19 protein-coding genes are annotated in these 17,208 nt (G+C 73.3%); 10 read left to right on the top strand and 9 right to left on the bottom strand.

What is annotated here, in order from left to right; all coding sequences use genetic code 11:
- Positions 1–385: 385 nt before the first annotated feature.
- Positions 386–544 carry a hypothetical protein gene (locus VM95_RS42965; protein ID WP_157882276.1) on the top strand — a complete coding sequence of 53 codons (159 nt, stop codon included), beginning with the start codon at positions 386–388 and terminating at the stop codon, positions 542–544.
- A 98-nt stretch (positions 545–642) separates the two neighbouring features.
- On the opposite strand, the gene VM95_RS34680 is transcribed toward VM95_RS42965, so the two are convergent.
- Positions 643–1,206: a nitroreductase family protein gene (locus tag VM95_RS34680; RefSeq protein WP_045704579.1), complete on the bottom strand. Its 564-nt coding sequence runs from the start codon at positions 1,204–1,206 to the stop codon at positions 643–645.
- 134 nt (positions 1,207–1,340) lie between these two features.
- Here VM95_RS34680 and VM95_RS34675 point away from each other — a divergent pair, with 134 nt between their 5' ends.
- Together VM95_RS34675 and VM95_RS34670 are read left to right on the top strand one after the other, a co-directional pair.
- Complete coding sequence (locus VM95_RS34675) at positions 1,341–3,755, top strand: penicillin acylase family protein (protein ID WP_078861009.1); 2,415 nt, start codon at positions 1,341–1,343, stop codon at positions 3,753–3,755.
- A gap of 195 nt (positions 3,756–3,950) precedes the next feature.
- Positions 3,951–4,562, top strand: a complete 612-nt coding sequence (locus tag VM95_RS34670) for a dihydrofolate reductase family protein (RefSeq protein ID WP_045704577.1) — start codon at positions 3,951–3,953, stop codon at positions 4,560–4,562.
- A 77-nt stretch (positions 4,563–4,639) separates the two neighbouring features.
- Here VM95_RS34670 and VM95_RS34665 read toward each other — a convergent pair whose 3' ends face one another.
- Positions 4,640–5,452 (bottom strand): NAD-dependent epimerase/dehydratase family protein, encoded by an 813-nt coding sequence (locus VM95_RS34665; RefSeq protein WP_045704575.1) that lies wholly within the window; start codon positions 5,450–5,452, stop codon positions 4,640–4,642.
- A gap of 300 nt (positions 5,453–5,752) precedes the next feature.
- Here VM95_RS34665 and VM95_RS42960 point away from each other — a divergent pair, with 300 nt between their 5' ends.
- Together VM95_RS42960 and VM95_RS34655 are read left to right on the top strand one after the other, a co-directional pair.
- Complete coding sequence (locus VM95_RS42960; RefSeq protein ID WP_052707757.1) at positions 5,753–6,196, top strand: hypothetical protein; 444 nt, start codon at positions 5,753–5,755, stop codon at positions 6,194–6,196.
- A 1-nt stretch (position 6,197) separates the two neighbouring features.
- Entirely contained in the window at positions 6,198–7,202 is a 1,005-nt protein-coding gene (locus VM95_RS34655) for a tyrosinase family protein (protein WP_045704590.1), read from the top strand.
- A gap of 91 nt (positions 7,203–7,293) precedes the next feature.
- Here the strand turns inward: VM95_RS34655 and VM95_RS34650 are convergent, their stop codons facing one another.
- The 3 genes from VM95_RS34650 to VM95_RS34640 form a co-directional block, all read right to left on the bottom strand.
- Positions 7,294–8,565, bottom strand: a complete 1,272-nt coding sequence (locus tag VM95_RS34650) for a cytochrome P450 (protein WP_045704573.1) — start codon at positions 8,563–8,565, stop codon at positions 7,294–7,296.
- Between the two features lie 302 nt (positions 8,566–8,867).
- Positions 8,868–9,932, bottom strand: coding sequence for a ParB/RepB/Spo0J family partition protein (locus tag VM95_RS34645; protein ID WP_045704571.1), 1,065 nt, complete (start codon positions 9,930–9,932; stop codon positions 8,868–8,870).
- A gap of 185 nt (positions 9,933–10,117) precedes the next feature.
- A complete protein-coding gene (locus VM95_RS34640) occupies positions 10,118–10,759 on the bottom strand; it encodes an ABATE domain-containing protein (protein WP_244179066.1) in 642 nt (213 codons plus the stop codon).
- Positions 10,760–10,850: 91 nt separating this feature from the next.
- On the opposite strand from VM95_RS34640, the gene VM95_RS34635 reads away from it, so the two are divergent.
- The gene (locus VM95_RS34635) at positions 10,851–11,624 is read left to right on the top strand and encodes an MBL fold metallo-hydrolase (RefSeq protein ID WP_045704568.1); all 774 of its coding nucleotides are present in this window, start codon (positions 10,851–10,853) and stop codon (positions 11,622–11,624) included.
- 48 nt (positions 11,625–11,672) lie between these two features.
- Here VM95_RS34635 and VM95_RS34630 read toward each other — a convergent pair whose 3' ends face one another.
- Together VM95_RS34630 and VM95_RS34625 are read right to left on the bottom strand one after the other, a co-directional pair.
- A complete protein-coding gene (locus tag VM95_RS34630; RefSeq protein ID WP_045704566.1) occupies positions 11,673–12,230 on the bottom strand; it encodes a hypothetical protein in 558 nt (185 codons plus the stop codon).
- A 15-nt stretch (positions 12,231–12,245) separates the two neighbouring features.
- A complete protein-coding gene (locus VM95_RS34625) occupies positions 12,246–12,680 on the bottom strand; it encodes an ATP-binding protein (protein WP_078861005.1) in 435 nt (144 codons plus the stop codon).
- A gap of 206 nt (positions 12,681–12,886) precedes the next feature.
- Here VM95_RS34625 and VM95_RS44905 point away from each other — a divergent pair, with 206 nt between their 5' ends.
- Genes VM95_RS44905 through VM95_RS34615 form a run of 3 tightly spaced genes read left to right on the top strand, consistent with a single transcriptional unit; the run spans position 12,887 to position 14,147 of the window.
- Complete coding sequence (locus tag VM95_RS44905) at positions 12,887–13,789, top strand: helix-turn-helix domain-containing protein (protein WP_244179065.1); 903 nt, start codon at positions 12,887–12,889, stop codon at positions 13,787–13,789.
- Positions 13,752–13,883, top strand: coding sequence for a DUF397 domain-containing protein (locus VM95_RS40930; RefSeq protein ID WP_341846047.1), 132 nt, complete (start codon positions 13,752–13,754; stop codon positions 13,881–13,883). The genes VM95_RS44905 and VM95_RS40930 overlap by 38 nt, the downstream gene beginning before the upstream one ends.
- 18 nt (positions 13,884–13,901) lie before the next feature.
- Positions 13,902–14,147, top strand: coding sequence for a DUF397 domain-containing protein (locus tag VM95_RS34615; RefSeq protein ID WP_045704562.1), 246 nt, complete (start codon positions 13,902–13,904; stop codon positions 14,145–14,147).
- A 58-nt stretch (positions 14,148–14,205) separates the two neighbouring features.
- On the opposite strand, the gene VM95_RS34610 is transcribed toward VM95_RS34615, so the two are convergent.
- Positions 14,206–14,751: a hypothetical protein gene (locus VM95_RS34610; protein WP_045704559.1), complete on the bottom strand. Its 546-nt coding sequence runs from the start codon at positions 14,749–14,751 to the stop codon at positions 14,206–14,208.
- 363 nt (positions 14,752–15,114) lie between these two features.
- Between VM95_RS34610 and VM95_RS34605 the strand changes: the two genes are divergently transcribed.
- On the top strand, positions 15,115–16,416 hold the full coding sequence (locus VM95_RS34605) for a glycoside hydrolase family 27 protein (RefSeq protein WP_052707756.1): 1,302 nt from the start codon (positions 15,115–15,117) through the stop codon (positions 16,414–16,416).
- Between the two features lie 27 nt (positions 16,417–16,443).
- Here the strand turns inward: VM95_RS34605 and VM95_RS34600 are convergent, their stop codons facing one another.
- Positions 16,444–17,121 carry a DUF4328 domain-containing protein gene (locus VM95_RS34600; protein WP_052707755.1) on the bottom strand — a complete coding sequence of 226 codons (678 nt, stop codon included), beginning with the start codon at positions 17,119–17,121 and terminating at the stop codon, positions 16,444–16,446.
- Between the last annotated feature and the right edge of the window lie 87 nt (positions 17,122–17,208).

Raw genomic sequence — 17,208 nt, 5'->3', positions numbered from 1 at the left:
TGTCGGGGGTGGTGGGGGGCATGGTCATGTCGGTCGGTCCTTCGCCGTTCGGTTGTCGTGCGGTGGGCCGCGGGCGGGTGCCGCACGGGGTCCGACCCGTGGACGCGCGATCGGAGCGCGTGGTTCCGCCGGGGCTCCGCCTGAGGGCACTGAGGGCGCGTCAACCCCGCCCATCGAAGGCGTCTAAGGCATCTAAGTCCCTCTAAGTAAGGTAAGGACCCTGCGGTTTCCTCTGAATCGAGGTAAGTACGGTGTCCGGGGCCCGGTCTAAGGCATCCGGGGGCCGCAGGATCGGGCAGGCTCCCGATGCCCCGCCCCCCACTGGGAGAGGAAGCTCTTACTCGTCAGGGAAACAGAACGGCAAGACCCCCGGAGGGGAACCGAGATGATCGAGTACCAGACCTTCCAGCAGCAGGCCCACGAGCTCGCCGACCGCGCCGAGCACGAGCGCCTGGTGCGCGAGGCCCGGCAGGCGGCCCGGCTGCGCCGCCGTCCGGTGGCCGCACGCTTCCAGCGTCGCGCCGTGAAGCAGCACGCGTGCTGACGGGCCGGCGCCAAGGCGGTGCCGAGGGTTCGGGAGGGGAGGTGCCGGCGGACGGCGCCTCCCCTGCCCCGCGTTCGGGGGCGTGAGGCCGGGGGTGGTCACTGCGGGGGTGGTGCCCAGGGGGCGGTGCGCAGGTCGGCGATGGTGCGGCGGGTGCGGGGGGCGGCGGGCCCCGCGGCGGGTTTGCCGAGCGCGACCATGGAGACGATCGCCCATCCCGGGGCGGGGCGCAGTTCCTCGGTGAGGGCGTCCAGGTCGAAGGCGCGGAACTGGCGGGCGGCGAGCCCGAGGGCTTGGGCCTGGAGGGTCAGGTGGGCGACGGCCTGGCCGAGGTCGTAGTCGGCGAACTCCGAGTAGGTCATCGTGCTGTCGTCGACGTGGCGGCGGGTCAGGGTGACGACGAGCAGGCCCGCGCCGGTCGCCCAGCGGGCCGAGCTGGGGGCGAGGTGGCGTGTGACGCGTTCGTGCCGCGGTTCGCCGGGCCGGGTGGTGAGGAATCCCCAGGGCTGGGAGTTTCCGGCGGAGGGTGCCCAGCGGGCGGCTTCCAGCAGCAGGTCGAGGGTGTGGTCGTCGACGGCGGCCGAGGGGTCGAAGGCCGTGGGGCTGGCGCGTTGGGCGAGGAGCGGGTGGAGGCCGGCGAGCTGGTGTGGATCTTGGTTCACGCTCCGGCTCAACCGGGCGCCGCGCGGCGGTATTCCGGCAGGCCCCGGGGTGTACATCCGCAGGCCCATGGGCCGGGGGCGGGATAGATCGCCGGGCCGATGTCGCGCGGCCCGCGGGGCGGCAGGGTGGGGGCATGACTCGACGTCAGTTCACTCTTCTTCCGCGGCGGTTCGCCTGCGCCCTGGCCGCGTTCGCGCTGGCCTCGGTCACCGCGGCGCTGCTGCCCGCTCCGGCCCTGGCGGCCGGCGACGATCGCGAACTCGGCGGCGGGGACGGCTACTCGGCGCAGGTGCGGCGCACCGAGTACGGGATCCCGCACGTCCTCGCGCACGACTTCCGGGGCCTGGGCTACGGGTACGGGTACGCCTTCGCGCAGGACAACCTGTGCGAACTCGCCGACCAGGTGGTGACGTTGCGCGGCGAGCGGTCGCGCTGGTTCGGCCCGGACGGCGAGAGCCCGGGCGACGGCATGAACCTGGCCCTCGACACCTACCACCAGGGACTTCGGCGGGCCGGCACGGTGCACCGGCTGCTGGAGCAGAGCGCGCCGCTCGGCCCGACCGAGGACCTGCGGCGGATGGTCGAGGGCTACGCGGCCGGCTACGACCGCTACCTGCGCGACACCGGTGTGGACGCCCTGCCCGACGCGAGCTGCCGGGGCCGGCAGTGGGTGGGCCCGATCACCGCCGAGGACATCTGGAACCTGATCTACGAGGTCAACGGGAACGCCGGCATCGCCGACGTCCAGGCGGCCGTCGCCACCGCCGCCCCGCCCGGCGCGGCCGCGTCCGGTGCGGCCCCGGCGCGGGCGGGTGGCGTCAAGCGCCCGGCCGACGGGAGCCAGAACGGCCGGGACCTGGGCAGCAACGCCTGGGCGCTGGGGCGCGAGGCCACCCGCGAGGGGCACGGCATGATGCTGGCCAACCCGCACCTGCCGTGGGTCGGCGGCCACCGCTTCTACCAGGTGCAGCTGACCATCCCGGGCGTGCTGGACGTCTCCGGCGCGGCGCTGTACGGCACGCCGGTCGTGGAGATCGGCCACACCCGCGACCTGGCCTTCACGTCGACGACGAGCTTCGCCGACCACGGGTCCGTCTACCGGCTCACGCTCGTGCCCGGCGACCCGACCTCCTACCTGGTCGACGGCCGGGCCGAGAGGATGGGGCGCCAGGACGTGCCCGTCACCGTCCGGGGCGCGGACGGGCGCCTGTCCACCGTCACCCGCACGATCTACACCTCCCGCTACGGCCCGGTGCTGGCCGACCAGGACGCGGGCGTCGGCTGGACGGACACCTACGCCTACGCCTTCCGCGACGCCAACGCCGACAACCTGCGCTCGATGAGCGAGTGGCTGGCGATGGACCGCTCGCAGAGCGTGGCCGAGCTGAAGCGGGCGCAGGACACCTACCAGGGCATGCCGTGGAGCTACACCTTCGCCTCGGACGTCAGCGGCGCGACGTACTTCACCGACTCCTCCGCCGTCCCGCACCTGAGCGACGAGCAGCTCGCGCGGTGCACGCTGGTGCCCTCGCACGACCTGCCGGCGGTCCTGGACGGCTCGATCACCTCCTGCGCCTGGGGCACCGACCCGGGCGCCGTCGTCCCCGGCCTGTTCGGCCCGGCGAACCACCCCCGGCTGGAGCGCGCGGACTACGTCGCCAACTCCAACAACAACCCGTACCTCACCAACCCCGCGGCCCCGCTGGCCGGCTACCCCGGCATCTACGGCACCGAGCCCCGTCTGAGCCCGCGCGCCCAGCTCGGCCTGCGGATGATCGCCGAGCGCCGGGAGGGCACGGACGGGCTCGGCGCGCCGGGCTTCACCCTGTCCACCCTGCAGGCCGCGATGTTCGGCGACCGCGAGCAGAACGCCGAACTCGACCGGGACGACGCGGTGGCGATGTGCCGGGCCAACCCGGTGCTGAGCGCCAGCGACGGCAGCCGGGTGGACGTGAGCCGGGCCTGCGAGGTGCTGGCGGCCTGGAACACCCGCGCCGACGACACCGGCCACGGCGCCGTCCTGTGGCAGGCGTTCGGCTACGGGCTGCACACCAGGAACCCGGTGTGGCGGGTGCCGTACGACCCGGCGCAGCCGCTGACCACCCCGCGCGGGCTCGACGGCGACAGCCCCGACGTGCGGCGCGCCCTGGCGGACGCGGTGCAACGCCTCGGCAGGGACGGCACCGCGCTGGACGCCACCATCGGCGACGTCCAGCGGTGGGCGGGCATCGCGCTGCACGGCTGCGACGACGGCGCGGGCTGCTTCGACGTGGTGACCGCGTCCCCGGCCTCGGGCAGCACCGGCGGCAGCGTGCCGCAGCCGGGCACCGGCGCGCGCGGCTCCAGCTTCGTCATGGCCACCGAGCTGACCCCGCAGGGCCCGCGCACCCGCACGGTGCTCACCTACGGCGAGTCGGTCAACCCGGCGTCGCCGCACTACACCGACCAGACCGCGCTGTTCTCGCGCAAGCAGTGGGTGACGGAGCGCTTCACCGAGGCCGAGATCACGGCCTCCCCGGCGCTGGAGACCACCCGGCTGCGCGGCTAGGACGCGCGGGCGGGCCGGGGCCTTCCCGGGGTGGCGGCCAGCACCCCCGGGCAGGCCACGGCCGGCCCGCGGGCGGCCGGGCGGCGCGGCGCTTTCGTGCCGAGGGAGGCTGCGGCGGGCGGCGCGGCGATGAGTTTTCCGGCGTCCCGGGGTCTGCATCATGACGGGGGCGGATCGACTTCACCGGGAGCAGGCATGGGCGTCATTCGGATCGAGCTGTTCACGACCCTCGACCTCGTCGGGCAGGCGCCCGGCGGGCCGGACGAGGACCCGGCGGGCTTCCCGTTCGGCGGCTGGCAGGCGCCGCTGGTGGACGAGGCCACCGGGGCGCAGATCCTGGCCGCGTACGAGGGCACGGACGCGCTGCTGCTGGGGCGGCGCACCTACGACATCTTCGCCGCGTACTGGCCGCACCAGAAGGACGGGCAGATCGCGGAGTTGTTCAACCGCGTCCCCAAGTACGTGGCCTCGCGCGGCACGCCCGACCTCTCCTGGGCCGGGTCCGTGCGGGTGGGGGCGGACCTGGGCGCCGAGGTCGGCGCGCTGCGCGAGCGGCACGAGCAGGTGCGGGTCGTCGGCAGCCTGGACCTGGTGCAGACCCTGCTGCGGGACAGGCTCTTCGACCGCCTCGACCTGTGGGTGCACCCGATCACGCTCGGCGTCGGCAAGAAGGTCTTCGACGCCGGCGCCGTGCCCACCAACCTGACACTGCTCCAGCCGCCCGCCGCCGGCCCCAAGGGCACCGTGTACCTGCGCTACGCCCTCGCCGAAGGCACGCCCGCCACCGGCGACATGGGCGCGCGCTGACCTCGCCCGCGCGGGGCCTCGCCCGCGCAGGCCTCGCCCGCGCAGGCCTCGGCGGCGTGGGCCTCGGCGGCGTGGGCCTAGTGTCCGGTCTGGGTGAAGCGGCCGCCGAGGTAGCGGTGGTCCGGGTCGTCGGCGGGCAGCTCCCCCAGTCTCGCGGTCAGTTCGGCGGCGTAGGCCTCGGCGTCGTCCTGGGGCCGGTAGCCGAGCGCGCGGGCCGAGGAGAGGTCCCACCAGGCGCGGGTGTTGGCGGAGATGCCGTAGACGACGGTGTGGCCGGACACGGGGGCGGTGAGCGCGGCGTGGACGAGGCGGGCGCAGTCGCCGGGGCTGAGCCAGGTGGAGAGCATCCGCACGGTGCGGGGCCGGTCGGCGAAGGAGCCGATGCGCAGGGAGACGGTCTGGGTGCCGTGGCGGTCGGCGTACAGGGAGGCGAGGTTCTCGCCGAAGCACTTGGAGAGCCCGTAGTAGGTGTCGGGCCGCGGCGGGGCGTCCACCGGCACGACGGCGCCGCCGGCGGGCCGTTCGGTGAAGCCGGTGGCGTGGTTGCTGCTGGCGTAGACGATCCGGCGCACCCCGGCGGTGCGGGCGGCGTCGTAGAGCCGGTGGGTGCCGTCGATGTTGGCGGCGAGGATGTCGGCGAACGGCGCCTCCCCCGCGAGCCCGGCCAGGTGGATCACGGCGTCGACGCCCCGCACCGCCGCCGCCAGGGCCTTGGCGTCCTGCAGTTCGGCGGTGATCGCCTCGGGCTCGCCGGGCACCGGCAGGCGGTCGAAGCAGCGCAGCCGGTAGCCGTAGGCGGGCAGCAGCTCCCGCAGGCTGGTGCCGATGCGGCCGGCGGCGCCGGTGAGCAGGACCGGGCGGGGCTCCTGCGGCGTCGGTCGGGTCTCCATGGGTCCTCCCGGGCTCACCGGGACGGGCGGTCGCGTCTCGGTGGCGAGTGACGATACCTGACGGGCCGCCAGGGGCGCGGACGGCGTTCGCGGTTCGCGCCCGCCGGTGCGGGCCCCTCGCCGGTCACGCTCGGTGGCGGGGTGCGCCGCGGGCTGGTTGCCTCTTCAACCGGTGCGTGGTGCGCGCCGGGGCCGCCCGCTGCCCGAGCTGCGCCGGGGCGGGGGCGGCGCGATGGTGGGAGAGGGACGGCGGCCGCCGGCCGGCGGTGCGTCGATGGCGCGACTTCCCGGGACGTGGACATGGACCCGACCTTCACCGCGGCGCAGCTGGCCGCCGCCGCCGAGCCGGACGCCTTCGGGCGCTACCTGGCGGGCATCAGGCCCGCGCCCGGCCACATGGGCGGCATGGGCGGTATGGGCGGCATGGGCGGTATGGGTGGGCAGGCGGGGCGTTCGTCCTCCGTGCGCACCGCGCAGTACCAGGGCCACCGGATCAGGATCGTCACCACCTACGACATCACCGTGGACGGGCGTGCGCTGCCGGCGGCCCTGGACGTGGACCGGGACGGGGTGCTGTTCTGCCACGGCCTGCCCGCCTACCAGTTCTACTCGGCGGTGGACACCGTCGAGGCGCTGATCCGCCACTTCCCCGGCGCCTTCGACCAGGCCGGTGGTGACAAGGGCAGTGGCGGCCAGGACGGTGGCAGTGGCGGCCAGGGCGGTGGCGGCGGGGGTGGTGGCTGAGATGGCTCTGGTGCGCAGGAACATCCTGACCGACGCGGGCGCGCGTGAGGACTACGTCGCCGGTGTGCTGGCGCTCAAGCAGGACCACAGCGCCGGTGTGACCACCGACCGGCTGGGCGTGCCCGGGCCGAGCGTCCCGGTGTCGACGTACGACCAGTTCGTGATCTGGCACTGCTGGACGATGATGACGCCCGTTCCGCCGGGCGGTGACCCCACGCGGCGCAACGCCGCCCACCGCGGGCCGATCTTCCTGCCCTGGCACCGGGTCATGCTGGGCCTGCTGGAGGCGCGGATCCAGCAGGTCCTGGGCAAGCCGGGCTTCGCCCTGCCCTACTGGGACTGGTCCGCCGACGGTGACCTCGGCTCCCCCACCGACGCCGCGGTCTTCGGCCCCGACTACCTCGGTGGCGACGGCGACCCGGTGAGCACGGGCAGGTTCGCCTTCGACGCGGCCGATGCGGCCTCGTTCGCGGTGCGCATCGAGAGCGATCTGAGCGGCATGCCCGTCCAGACGCCCCGGCCGCGGGGCCTGCGCCGTTCCTTCGCCGTCGACTGGCCGACCCTGCCCACCGGCGCCGACGTCAAGAGCGCGCTCGCCTACCAGCCGCCGGCCAGCAGTACGAAGGCCGCCGACCGCTACGACACGCCCGCCTTCGACAGTTCCTCGAAGGGCTTTCGCAACCTGCTGGAGGGCTGGCTGCCGCGCGAGCCGGCCCGCCCGGTGCACCTGCACAACCAGGTCCACGTGTGGATCGGCGGCGACATGTCGCCGGGCACCTCCCCCAACGACCCGGTGTTCTTCCTCCACCACTGCAACGTCGACCGGATCTGGGAGGGCTGGATGAACCGCTTCGGGCGCCTGTACGCCCCGGACATGAGCTTCCCGGCGGCCACCTTCCGGGGCGAGCGGAGCGGGGATCCGATCGTCTCCCCGCTCGGGCCCGGCGCCACGCCCGCCTCCGTGCTCGACGCCTCCGCGCTCTACACCTACGACGTGCTGCCGTGAGCGGGCCGCGGGGCGCTTGCCCGCGTACGCGAAGTGCCCTGCCCCCGGGGGAAGGGGCAGGGCACGGTCCGTGGGGGCCTCAGGGCAGGCCTCAGCGCTTGGTGACCACCAGCGGCAGCTGGGCGGGGCCGCGCAGGCCGGTGGAGCCGGGCTTGAAGGTGACGTCCTTGTCGGCCAGTTCCAGGGAGGTGATCCGGGTGGCCAGCCCCAGCAGGGCCTCGCGGGCCATCATGGTGGCCAGCGGGCCGCCCAGGCAGTAGTGGATGCCGCGGCTGTAGCTGAGGTGGCCGGGGCCCTCGCGGTCGAGGAGGAAGGTGTCGGGGTCGGTGAAGACCCGCTCGTCGCGGTTGGCCGAGCCGACCATCAGGATGACGGCCTCGCCGGGCTTGATGGTCTTCCCGTGCAGTTCGACCTCCTCCAGTGCGATCCGGCCGACCTGGTGGGCCGGGGGCTCCAGGCGCAGGATCTCGTTGATCGTGGCGTCGGTGGTCTTCGGGTCGTCGGCCAGGTGGGCGAGGGCCTCGGGGTGGCGGGCGAAGACCAGGGCGGCGTTGCCGATCAGGTTGGAGAAGGTCTCCTGGGCGGCCACGACGATCAGCAGGCAGGAGGCCGCGATCTCGTGGGTGGTCAGGGCGCTGCCCTCGTCGCGGGCGCGCACCAGCTGGGAGACGATGTCGTCGCCCTCGGTGCCGTCGCGGCGGGTGGCCAGCTCGACGAAGTAGCCGGTGCACTCGGCGACCGCGACCCGGCGGGCCTTGGACTGCTCGGGCGTCAGCACGGTGTCGAAGTCCAGCAGCGCGGCGATCTCGCGGGTCCACAGGGTGAAGCGCTCGCGGTCCTCCTCGGGGATGCCGAGCATGGTGCCCAGGACCCGGATCGGCAGCGGGGTGGCGAGGCGGTCCATGATGTCGAAGCGCTCGGGCAGCTCGCCCAGCAGCTCGTCGACGATCTCGGCGACCGACTCGCGCAGCGCGGTGATCGTGGCGGGGGTGAAGGCCTGCGCGACCAGGCCGCGCAGCCGGGTGTGCTCCGGCGGGTCGGTCAGCATGAACAGCTTGGCGTCCAGGTCGTCCACGCCCAGGAACGGCAGCGGGTCGTCGCCCTCGGCACCGGTGATCTGCTCGAAGAACGTCGAGTTGCTGAAGTCCTTGCCCAGGCGGCGGTCCCGCAGCAGTGCCTCGACGTCCTCGTAGCGGCTGATCAGCCAGACGTTGTGCGGCCCCTGCAGGGCCGGGAACGCGTCGCGCAGCAGGCGGTAGGCGGGGTACGGATTGGCCTGGAGTGCCGGGTCGGCCGGATTGAACGGGAGTTCCCCGGCGCCGGCCGGCTGCTCGGCTGCGGGTGCATTCCTGGGCTCGCTCATTGTCGATACGGCCTTTCTGCGGCGGTATACCAGCGGGACAGGTCGGTGGACGAACACATCCGGTTGCGGTGCGTCAGGTAAGCAGTGGCGCGAACTCGGAGTCAAGGATGGGCAAGTGGGGAAATCCGCCGCGACTGGCAGGCGGGGGGCGGCAGTTGCTCACGCGGCGCGGCGGCAGTTGTTCGGGCGGGTGGCGGCAGTTGTTCAGACGATGCGGCGATTGCCCGGGCGCGTGGCGGCAGTTGCCCGGGCGGGCGGCGGTTGTTCGGGCGGCGGCGGTTGCCCGGGGGTGCGGCGCTCGCTCACGCGACCGGGGCCACGGCCCGCTCGCGTACCTGGGAGGCGAAGCGCTGCCACTGCCGGGCGCATTCCAGGGCCAGCTCGGAGACGATCTGCGCGCGGTGGGCGGGCACCGACTGCGCGACGCTCTGCCAGCCCTGCCCGTCCAGCGTGTGCAGTTCCAGCATGCGCAGCAGCCGGCGGCCGTTCTCGGTCAGCCGCAGCGAGGGGTCGCGGCACAGGCTGGGGAAGATGCCGCTGACGCCGCCTTCGTCGCGGCCGGGGGCGGGGGGCGGGGCGGCGACCAGGCGGGCCACCGGGGGCCGGCGTTCGCCGCTCTGGCGGTTCTCGTTGAGGCCGCCGCGGCCGTTCTCGTCCAACCGGTGCCGCAGCGGCACGATGTCCTCGCCGCGCAGCAGCCGGGCCCTGACGTCGCGTACGGTGCCCGGGGAGATGCCGGCCTTCTGCGCGATGGCCCGCAGCGAGGCGCCTGGCGATTCCAGGATGAGGCGGCCGGCCAGGCGGCGTCCCTCGGCGCTGTTGGCCGGGCGTACCCGCCCGTCGCGGCCGATGCGGGCGGTGGTCTGGGTGGCCGGGCCGAGCTTGCGGCGCTGGGCGGCCACCGTCTTGGCGGACAGCCCGGCGACCGCGGCGATGGCGCGGTTGGACCAGTGGGGGTGGGTGGTGAGGATGCGCACCGCCGCCGCGGTGCGCTCGGACAGCGACAGCGGCAGGCCGTGGCTGGTGTTGGCCCGCACCGCGAGGGCGAAGGCGTCCTCCGGTGCCCCGTCGAAGAAGCGGGCGCGGATCTCCGACTGCCCGCGCAGTTCCGCGGCCCGCACCCGGTGCATGCCGTCGACGACCTGCATGGACTGGCGGTGCACGACGATCGGCGGTAACTCCTGGGCGCTGTTGGCCAGGAGGTGGGTGTGTTCGGCCTGTTCGGACTGGTGCCGGGGGGAGTCGGCCGGGCGCAGTGAGGCGACCGGGACCCGGTGCACCTCGGACAGTCTGGAAACTCCCCACAGGTTGGTCGTGCCGTCCTCGGGCAACTCCCGCTGTTGTTGGGGCAGGTTGCTGAAAACCATCTTCGCGATTCCCCCTGCAATTGATTGCTTTAGCTCCGTGCGAGCGTACGAACCTCTGCAGTTGCTCCAAACCCCATGACTTTCCTTCAGTCAGCGGGTTGCGTGCAACCGTGGACTTGGGCCAGTTGCACGGTTTATTCCGGCGCGGTGGGGGAAACGGCGGCCCGCGGTCGGAGGAACGGGGTTCAGGGGGTGGGCTGTTGGGTGCGGCGGGCGTAGGCGCGGGCGGCGCGGGCGCGGTCGCCGCAGCGGGTGGAGCACCACTGGCGCCGGCCCTGGCGCAGCAGGAACCGGTTGCACGGCGGGGAGCCGCAGGCGGCCAGGCGTTCGGCGTCGGGTCCGGTGAGCAGGTCGGCGACGTCGGCGGCGACGGCGGCCAGCGCGTGGTCGAGCATCGCGGCGGTGGGGTGGGGGGCGGCGCGGAAGGGGCCGGATTCGTCCCACTGCAGGAGCTGGGCGGTGGGCACCCGGGTGAGGGCGTCGTTGACGGCGGCCAGCGCGGCGGGCCGCGCGGGGTGGGCGGCGGCCCGGGCGGCCAGCAGGGAGCGCACGTGCTCGCGCATCGCGCGCAGCTGGGAGGCGCACATCTCCTGCAGGCCGGCCGGGCCGGGGGTCAGGCCCCTCTCCAGGAGCCAGTGGTCGGCGCCGGCGGGGGTGGCGAGGGCGTCGAGGAGGTGGCCGCCGGGCAGGGCGATCGCGCTGTTGGCCAGCGCCAGGCAGGGGTGCTGCTCCTCGCCGGGCGCCGGGGGCACGGCGGTGGGGTCTTCGGCGTCGGAGGCGGTGTCGGGGGTGGTGTCGGCAGGGGCGTCGGGGGCGGTCTCCGTCATGTTTCTCATGGTATCGGTTGCGCCCATCCGTGATGATCCCCTAGGTTTTCTCACGGATACTCCGATCCCATCCGTGAGAGGTGTTGTCGTCATGGCTTCTTCCGCCGCTTCCTTCCCCGTGCGCGTCTTCGGTGGCCCGACCGCCCTGTTCGAGTACGGCGGCCTGCGCTTCCTCACCGACCCGACCTTCGACGAGCCCGGCGAGTACGGGCGCGAGGGCCGCCCGCTGCTGGTCAAGACCGCCCCGCCCGCAGGCGCTCTCGCCGAGGTCGGCCGCATCGACGTGGTGCTGCTCTCCCACGACGAGCACGCCGACAACCTGGACACCTCCGGCCGGGCGCTGCTGGCCGACGTCCCGCTCACCCTCACCACCCCCGGCGGCGGCGAGCGCCTGGGCGGCACCGCCCGGGGGCTGGCCGACTGGGAGAGCGTCGAGCTGGAGCGCCCGGGCGGCGGCACCGTGACCGTCACCGGCGTGCCCGCCCTGCACGGGCCCGGCGCGCGCGAGGACGTCGAGGCCGTCACCGGCCAGGTCGTCGGTTTCGTGCTGACCGGCGAGGGCCTGCCCAGCGTGTACGTCAGCGGCGACAACGCCTCGCTGGAGGTCGTCGGCGAGATCGCGCAGCGCTACGCGCCCCTCGACACGGCGATCCTGTTCGCCGGGGCGCCGCGCTTCCCCGTCCTGTTCGACGGCGCGACCCTCGTCCTGGACAGCGCCCAGGCCGCCGAGGCCGCCGCGCTGCTGGGCGCGCGCCGGGTGGTGGCCGTCCACCACGACAGCTGGGCCCACTTCACCGAGGGCCGCGCAGAGCTGGAGGCCGCCTTCGCCGCGGCGGGCCTGGCGGAGGTCCTCGACAAGGCCTGACCGGGGGGCGCCCGGGCGCGGGAAGTCGGCGGGGCCGACTTCCCGCGCTCAGGCGATGGTGCGGGCGGCGTGGGTGCGGCAGCGGGCGAGGGCGTTGCGCAGGCGCACGTCCGGGGCGGGGGTGGCGGTGAGGAGTTCGCCGGCGGTGATGAGGGTGGCCCAGTAGCGGGCGGGGTCGCCGGCGGTGGGGAGGGGCTTGGTGGCGGCGAGGGAGAGGTAGGCGGCGGTGAGGTTGCCGGTGGTGAACCAGCGGGTGAGGCCGTGCTGGTGGCCGGCGCGGATGCCGCCGAGGGCGTCGATCGCGGTGAGGAAGAGGTCGACGACGGCGAGCTCGTGCGGGGTGAGCCGCTTGGGGACGTCGAAGACGCCGAGGGCTTCGAGGAGTTCACCGGTGTCGGCCTCGCCGCCCGGGCGGGGGTCGGCGAGCAGGGCGTCGTAGCAGTCGTCCAGGCGGCGGTCGACCTCGGCGGCGGGGATCGCGAGGGCGGTGCACACGGCGCGGGCCGAACGCAGGGGCTCGCCGGTGCGGCGGGCGAGGGCGGCATAGGCCTCGGCGGGGGCGTGGCCGGTGTCGAGCAGGTGCTGGGCGGTGAGGGCCAGTCGCATGGTGGGCACTCCCTGTCAGGCCGCGAGCGCGGCGGTGGGGGCGATCAGCGCCCAGACGAACTTGCCGATCCCGCCCACGCGCGGGCAACAACCCCAGCGCGCGGAGAGCTCGTTGACGAGGAACAGCCCGCGCCCACGCTCGTCACAGACGGAGGCCGAACGCAGGGACGGCCGGCCGCTCCCGGCGTCGTGGACCTCGATACGCAGGAGCCCGTTGGTGAGGGCGAAGCGGATCTCGATGCGGCGGTCGTCGGGCGCGTCCGAGTGCTGGACGGCGTTGGCGAACAGCTCCCCGAGCAGGAGCTCGGCGACGTCCGAGTAGCGCTCCCCGGAGGGCAGGGCCGCGAGGTACGCCCGGAGCAACTGCCGCGCCAGGCGCGTCGATTCGAGGCAGGAGTCGAGCCGCGCGACGAACGCACGGGGGCGGGGGCTGCAGCAGGATGTGAGCATGGCGAAGCACCTCGGGGGCGGAAGCGGGCGTACGAAAGGAGCGCGCCATCACGCTATGCACGCAGAAGATCGCGTTCCGGCATCAATGATCCGCCGTTGGCGCTACGGTGACGACCAAATCGGGGTGCAAAGATCCGCAGCACCTGAGGGGAATTGGGATGTCACATCGGCGACTCGAGAACGGGCTCACGTCCAGCCCGGCGGTGATGTTCGGTGAAGCGCTCCGCTTCGCACGCGAGCAGGCCGGCCTCAAGCAGGAAGACCTGGCCAGACTCCTGCACTGCCACAGAACGGTGATCACTCGGTACGAGGGCGGCAAGAGGCCCATGGATCGAGCCACCGTGGAGAGGGCCGACGAAGTACTCGCCATGGGGGGCCTGTTGGTGCGGCTGTGGGAGCGAGTGGACTGGTATGCGGACATCGAGCATCCGGACTGGTTCCAACAGTACGTCGGCCTGGAAGGGGAGGCCGTGGGGGTTCGAGTGCTGCAGTACATGCGGATCAACGGCCTGCTGCAGTGCGAGGAGTACGCCCACGAGATCTTCCGCCTCGGCGATGCCCGGAACAATCCGCAGTGGCTGGCCGAACGGGTGGCGGCTCGACTGAGTCGGCAGGAGCGCTTCCTGGTCGATGACGGCCCGTCAATGATCGTGGTCCTCCACGAGAGCGCGATCCGCTCCGTCATCGGCGGGCCGGCCACCATGAGACGGCAGATGGAGCACCTCCTGTCGGCGGGAGAGCGGACGAACGTGGTCATTCAGGTGGCGCCGTTCGCCTTCAGGGCCCGGAAGTTGCCGAGCGCATCCGTCATCCTTCTCGAGTTGCCGGACGGCAAGGAGTGGGTCTACTCGGAGAGCCTGCACCGAGGGCACTTCAGTGACGCTCCTACGATCGTGCAGGAAAGCCGCCGGGACTTCGATCTCGTCCGAGGGGCTGTACTCTCGATGGACGACTCCCGTGCCCTGATCGCCGAAGCGATGGAGGAATATCGACATGCAGAACGCCGAGCTGAGCAGGGCGTTGTGGCGGAAGAGCAGCTACAGCGGGGACAACGCGGGCGAGTGCATCGAGGTGGCCCCCGGCTTTCCCGGCCTCGTCCCCGTCCGTGACTCCAAGGACCCGCAGGGCCCTGCGCTCGTTTTCCCGGCCTCCGCCTGGGCAGCCTTCGTGGCGGCCGTCCGCAAGGGCGACTTCCCGGCATAAGAGTCCAAGGAGCTGGCCGTGTTGACTTGGCGCAAGAGCAGCTACAGCAGCAACGGGGGGCAGTGCGTCGAGGTGGCGCTCCCGTGGCGCAAGAGCAGCTACAGCCACCAGGCAGGGCAATGCGTCGAGGTGGCGATCGGGGCTCCCGGCCGGGTGCCGGTGCGTGACTCCAAGGATCCCGAGGGTCCCGTCCTGGCCTTCCCTGCCGATGCCTGGCAGTCGTTCGTCGCCGCCGTCCGCTGCGGCGAGTTCGGCGACGCCTGAACGTCGCCGGGGCCCCGCTACCCGTGCGCGGGTAGCGGGGCCCCTGTGTTCCTCCTGCTCAGACCTCTTCCTCGTCGAGGCGGCCGAGCGCGTCGGAGATCAGGCGGGTGGCGAAGCTGTGGTCGTCGCCGGCGATGCGGTTGATGTGCTCGGCGAGCAGGACCGCGGTGGCCTCCAGCGGGTTCATCTCGTCCTTGGTCCACGGCCCGTACTGGGCGCGCCACAGGTTGGGGCTCAGCCCCGTCCCCGCGGCGATCAGCAGGCCGGCCATCATCGGGACGACCTCGGGCTTGAAGGTGCGGGGCATCATCCGCATCGTGGCGACCAGCGCGGGCACCGAGTACCCGACGACGTCCTCGTCCTGGCTGGCGCAGGCCTGCCGCAGCCAGTTCATGTACATGTAGATGAGGGTGCAGGTGCCTTCCAGGAGGTCGTCGAGTCCGGCCGCGCCCAGGGATGCGGCGAACTGGTCGACCATGCGCCGCTGTTCGGGGTCCGTTGCGGTCTTGCCCTCGTAGACGGACTGGAGCCGGGAGTCGATCAGCATGAGCGCGGTGCTCACGTCGCCGATCGGAGCGTACTGGGGGTCGCAGGACGAGGACACGGGACTCCTTCGCGAACGGCCGCTTGCGGTCGGTGACGCGGCACGTTCGCAGCGTAGCCCTTCGGGCGGGGCGCAGTGGGGCGAAAGCGGCCATTCACGCCCCGAAGGCCCGTGCCCGCGCGGGCGGTTGACGCCGCGTGCGGGTGCGGGTCCCCGATGTCCGTCCGCGGTCGGCGGCACGTCCGCCCAGGCCTGCGCTCTGACACGTTCGAGTGGTCGTGGAGGGGTCGCCGGTTGACGGCCGCGCGGTGTCAGCAGATTACGAAGCATCGGTTGTCCGTCCCCGCAAGTCCCCCCGGCAGTGCCCGGCAGTGCCCCTGGCGGTCCTGTCGCCCTGCCTGCCCCCCCCCTTTTGGAGGAATGATGCGCAAACCCTGGGCCGCCGCGCTCGCGGCCGTGCTGAGCGTGGCCGGCTTCGCCGTCGCCCCGGCCGCCGGCGCGCCCGCCACTGCGCCCGCCGTCGCGACCGCCACTGCGCCGGGCGGTGCGCCCGCCGTCGCGACGGCCGCTGCGCCGGGCGGTGTGCCGGGCGGTGTGCCGGGCGCGGCTTGGGCCGGTGTGCCGGGCGCGGCTTCGGGCGGTGCCGAGCTGGCGCCGACCCCGCCGATGGGCTGGAACGACTGGAACGCCTTCGGCTGCGACGTCGACGAGCAGCTGGTCGAGCAGACCGTCGACGCGATCGGCGACACCGGTCTGAAGGGCGCCGGCTACAGGTACGTCAACATCGACGACTGCTGGATGAGCCGGGAGCGCGCCGCGGACGGGAGCCTGGTGCCGGACCCGGTGAAGTTCCCGCACGGCATCGCGGGCGTGGCCGAGTACGTCCACGCCCGGGGTCTGAAGCTCGGCATCTACGAGAGCGCCGGCGCGGAGACCTGTGAGCACTTCCCCGGGAGCCTTGGCCACGAGCGCCAGGACGCGGCCTCCTTCGCGGCCTGGGGCGTGGACTACCTGAAGTACGACAGCTGCCCCGGCTCCCAGCCGATCCCGGCGCGCCAGCGCTACGAGGCGATGGGCGAGGCGCTGGCCGCCACGGGCCGTCCGATCGTCTTCAGCCTGTGCAACTGGGGCGACCAGGACGTCGTGAGCTGGGGCGCGGAGGTCGGCCAGCTGTGGCGCACCACCGCGGACATCGACCCCAGCTACCGGCGGATGGTGGAGATCTTCCACGTCAACGCGCTGCTCGCGGACCACGCCCGCCCGGGCGCGTGGAACGACCCCGACGCGCTGGAGGTCGGCAACGGCATGACGGCCGAGGAGGAACGCGCCCACTTCTCGCTGTGGGCCGCCATGGCCGCGCCGCTGCTGGCCGGCACCGACCTGCGCACGGCCACGCCCCGCACCCTGGCCGTCCTCAGGAACACCGAGGTCATCGCCGTGGACCAGGACCCCCTCGGCAAGCAGGGCCGCCCCGTCGGCGCGCTCGGGGGCCTGGACGTCCTGGCCAAACCCCTCAGCGATGGCTCGGTGGCCGTCACGCTGTTCAACGAGGGCGCCGAGGCGGCCGTCATCTCCACGACCGCCTCCGCCGTCGGCCTGCCGGAGGCCGGCTCCTACACGGTGCGCGACCTGTGGGAACACACCACGGGCGCGACCTCCGGCACCATCAGCGCCACCGTCGCGGCCCACGGCGCCGCGATGCTGCGCGTCGCCCGGGCGGGGTGAGGCCGGCTCGACGCTTTGGCGGGCCGCTCAGCCCTGGACCTCGCCGACGTGGACGCCGTAGGCGCGGGCGGCGCGGGCGGCGACGTACTGCTCCTGCATCTCCGTCATCTTGTGGACCAGCAGGATCGCGCAGACCAGGCCGGCCAGCAGGAGCGTCTCACCGGTGATCATCCACTGGGCGGCTTCCTGGAAGCTGTCCGGGTAGTGCGCCTGGTCGTAGTCCATGACGCCGACCTCACCGATCCCGATGCCCGCCAGGAACACCACCCAGCCGAAGTTGAGCAGTGTGAACGACTGCGGCGCCCGCTCCCCCGGGCGGTCCGGCAGGACGCCGGCCTGCCAGATGTCGACCGCTATCTGCCGGGGGAACCAGAGGCAGACGACCGGGACGAACCAGGCACCGATCGACCACCAGCGCTGGAGCTGGTGGTGCGCCTGCGGGTTGATCGCCTCGGCGTTGACCCGCATCCGGTAGAACCAGGTGAGGAAGGTGACCAGCACGACCGTCAGGACCAGGTTCTGCAGCACGAGCGCGCCGTCGAACAGACGGCCCGCGTCGTCGAGCGCCAAACGGTCGTCCGCCGCCGCGAGAATGTGGAAGTCGGCGACGAGGACGAACAACTGCGCGGCGCAGCCGAGGGCGAGCGCCACCGTGGCGGCGGTGGCGGCGGTTCGCGGCGGGCTGTACACGGCGGGCGAAGGCATCGGTCGAGGATCCCCGGTGTCGATCTTGTGGTGGACCGTCACACCCTAGGGGTTGTCCGCGGCGGCCTGCCACGGGCCCCCGGGGGG

Origin of the sequence: Streptomyces rubellomurinus, from assembly GCF_000961885.1 — a bacterium.
Taxonomy (GTDB): domain Bacteria; phylum Actinomycetota; class Actinomycetes; order Streptomycetales; family Streptomycetaceae; genus Kitasatospora; species Kitasatospora rubellomurina.
The sequence above is the reverse complement of the archived record's forward strand: the minus strand, read 5'-3'. Positions and strand labels throughout refer to the sequence as shown.

Bases quoted from the DNA above. Each gene is read 5' to 3' on its own strand.
- VM95_RS34655 (WP_045704590.1), top strand. From the start codon at position 6,198: ATGGCTCTGGTGCGCAGGAACATCCTGACCGACGCGGGCGCGCGTGAG.
- VM95_RS34670 (WP_045704577.1), top strand. From the start codon at position 3,951: ATGGGCGTCATTCGGATCGAGCTGTTCACGACCCTCGACCTCGTCGGG.
- VM95_RS34645 (WP_045704571.1), bottom strand. From the start codon at position 9,932: ATGGTTTTCAGCAACCTGCCCCAACAACAGCGGGAGTTGCCCGAGGAC.
- VM95_RS34640 (WP_244179066.1), bottom strand. From the start codon at position 10,759: ATGACGGAGACCGCCCCCGACGCCCCTGCCGACACCACCCCCGACACC.
- VM95_RS34625 (WP_078861005.1), bottom strand. From the start codon at position 12,680: ATGCTCACATCCTGCTGCAGCCCCCGCCCCCGTGCGTTCGTCGCGCGG.
- VM95_RS42965 (WP_157882276.1), top strand. From the start codon at position 386: ATGATCGAGTACCAGACCTTCCAGCAGCAGGCCCACGAGCTCGCCGAC.
- VM95_RS34650 (WP_045704573.1), bottom strand. From the start codon at position 8,565: ATGAGCGAGCCCAGGAATGCACCCGCAGCCGAGCAGCCGGCCGGCGCC.
- VM95_RS34630 (WP_045704566.1), bottom strand. From the start codon at position 12,230: ATGCGACTGGCCCTCACCGCCCAGCACCTGCTCGACACCGGCCACGCC.
- VM95_RS34605 (WP_052707756.1), top strand. From the start codon at position 15,115: ATGCGCAAACCCTGGGCCGCCGCGCTCGCGGCCGTGCTGAGCGTGGCC.
- VM95_RS34665 (WP_045704575.1), bottom strand. From the start codon at position 5,452: ATGGAGACCCGACCGACGCCGCAGGAGCCCCGCCCGGTCCTGCTCACC.
- VM95_RS34675 (WP_078861009.1), top strand. From the start codon at position 1,341: ATGACTCGACGTCAGTTCACTCTTCTTCCGCGGCGGTTCGCCTGCGCC.
- VM95_RS42960 (WP_052707757.1), top strand. From the start codon at position 5,753: ATGGACCCGACCTTCACCGCGGCGCAGCTGGCCGCCGCCGCCGAGCCG.
- VM95_RS34635 (WP_045704568.1), top strand. From the start codon at position 10,851: ATGGCTTCTTCCGCCGCTTCCTTCCCCGTGCGCGTCTTCGGTGGCCCG.
- VM95_RS34600 (WP_052707755.1), bottom strand. From the start codon at position 17,121: ATGCCTTCGCCCGCCGTGTACAGCCCGCCGCGAACCGCCGCCACCGCC.
- VM95_RS44905 (WP_244179065.1), top strand. From the start codon at position 12,887: ATGTTCGGTGAAGCGCTCCGCTTCGCACGCGAGCAGGCCGGCCTCAAG.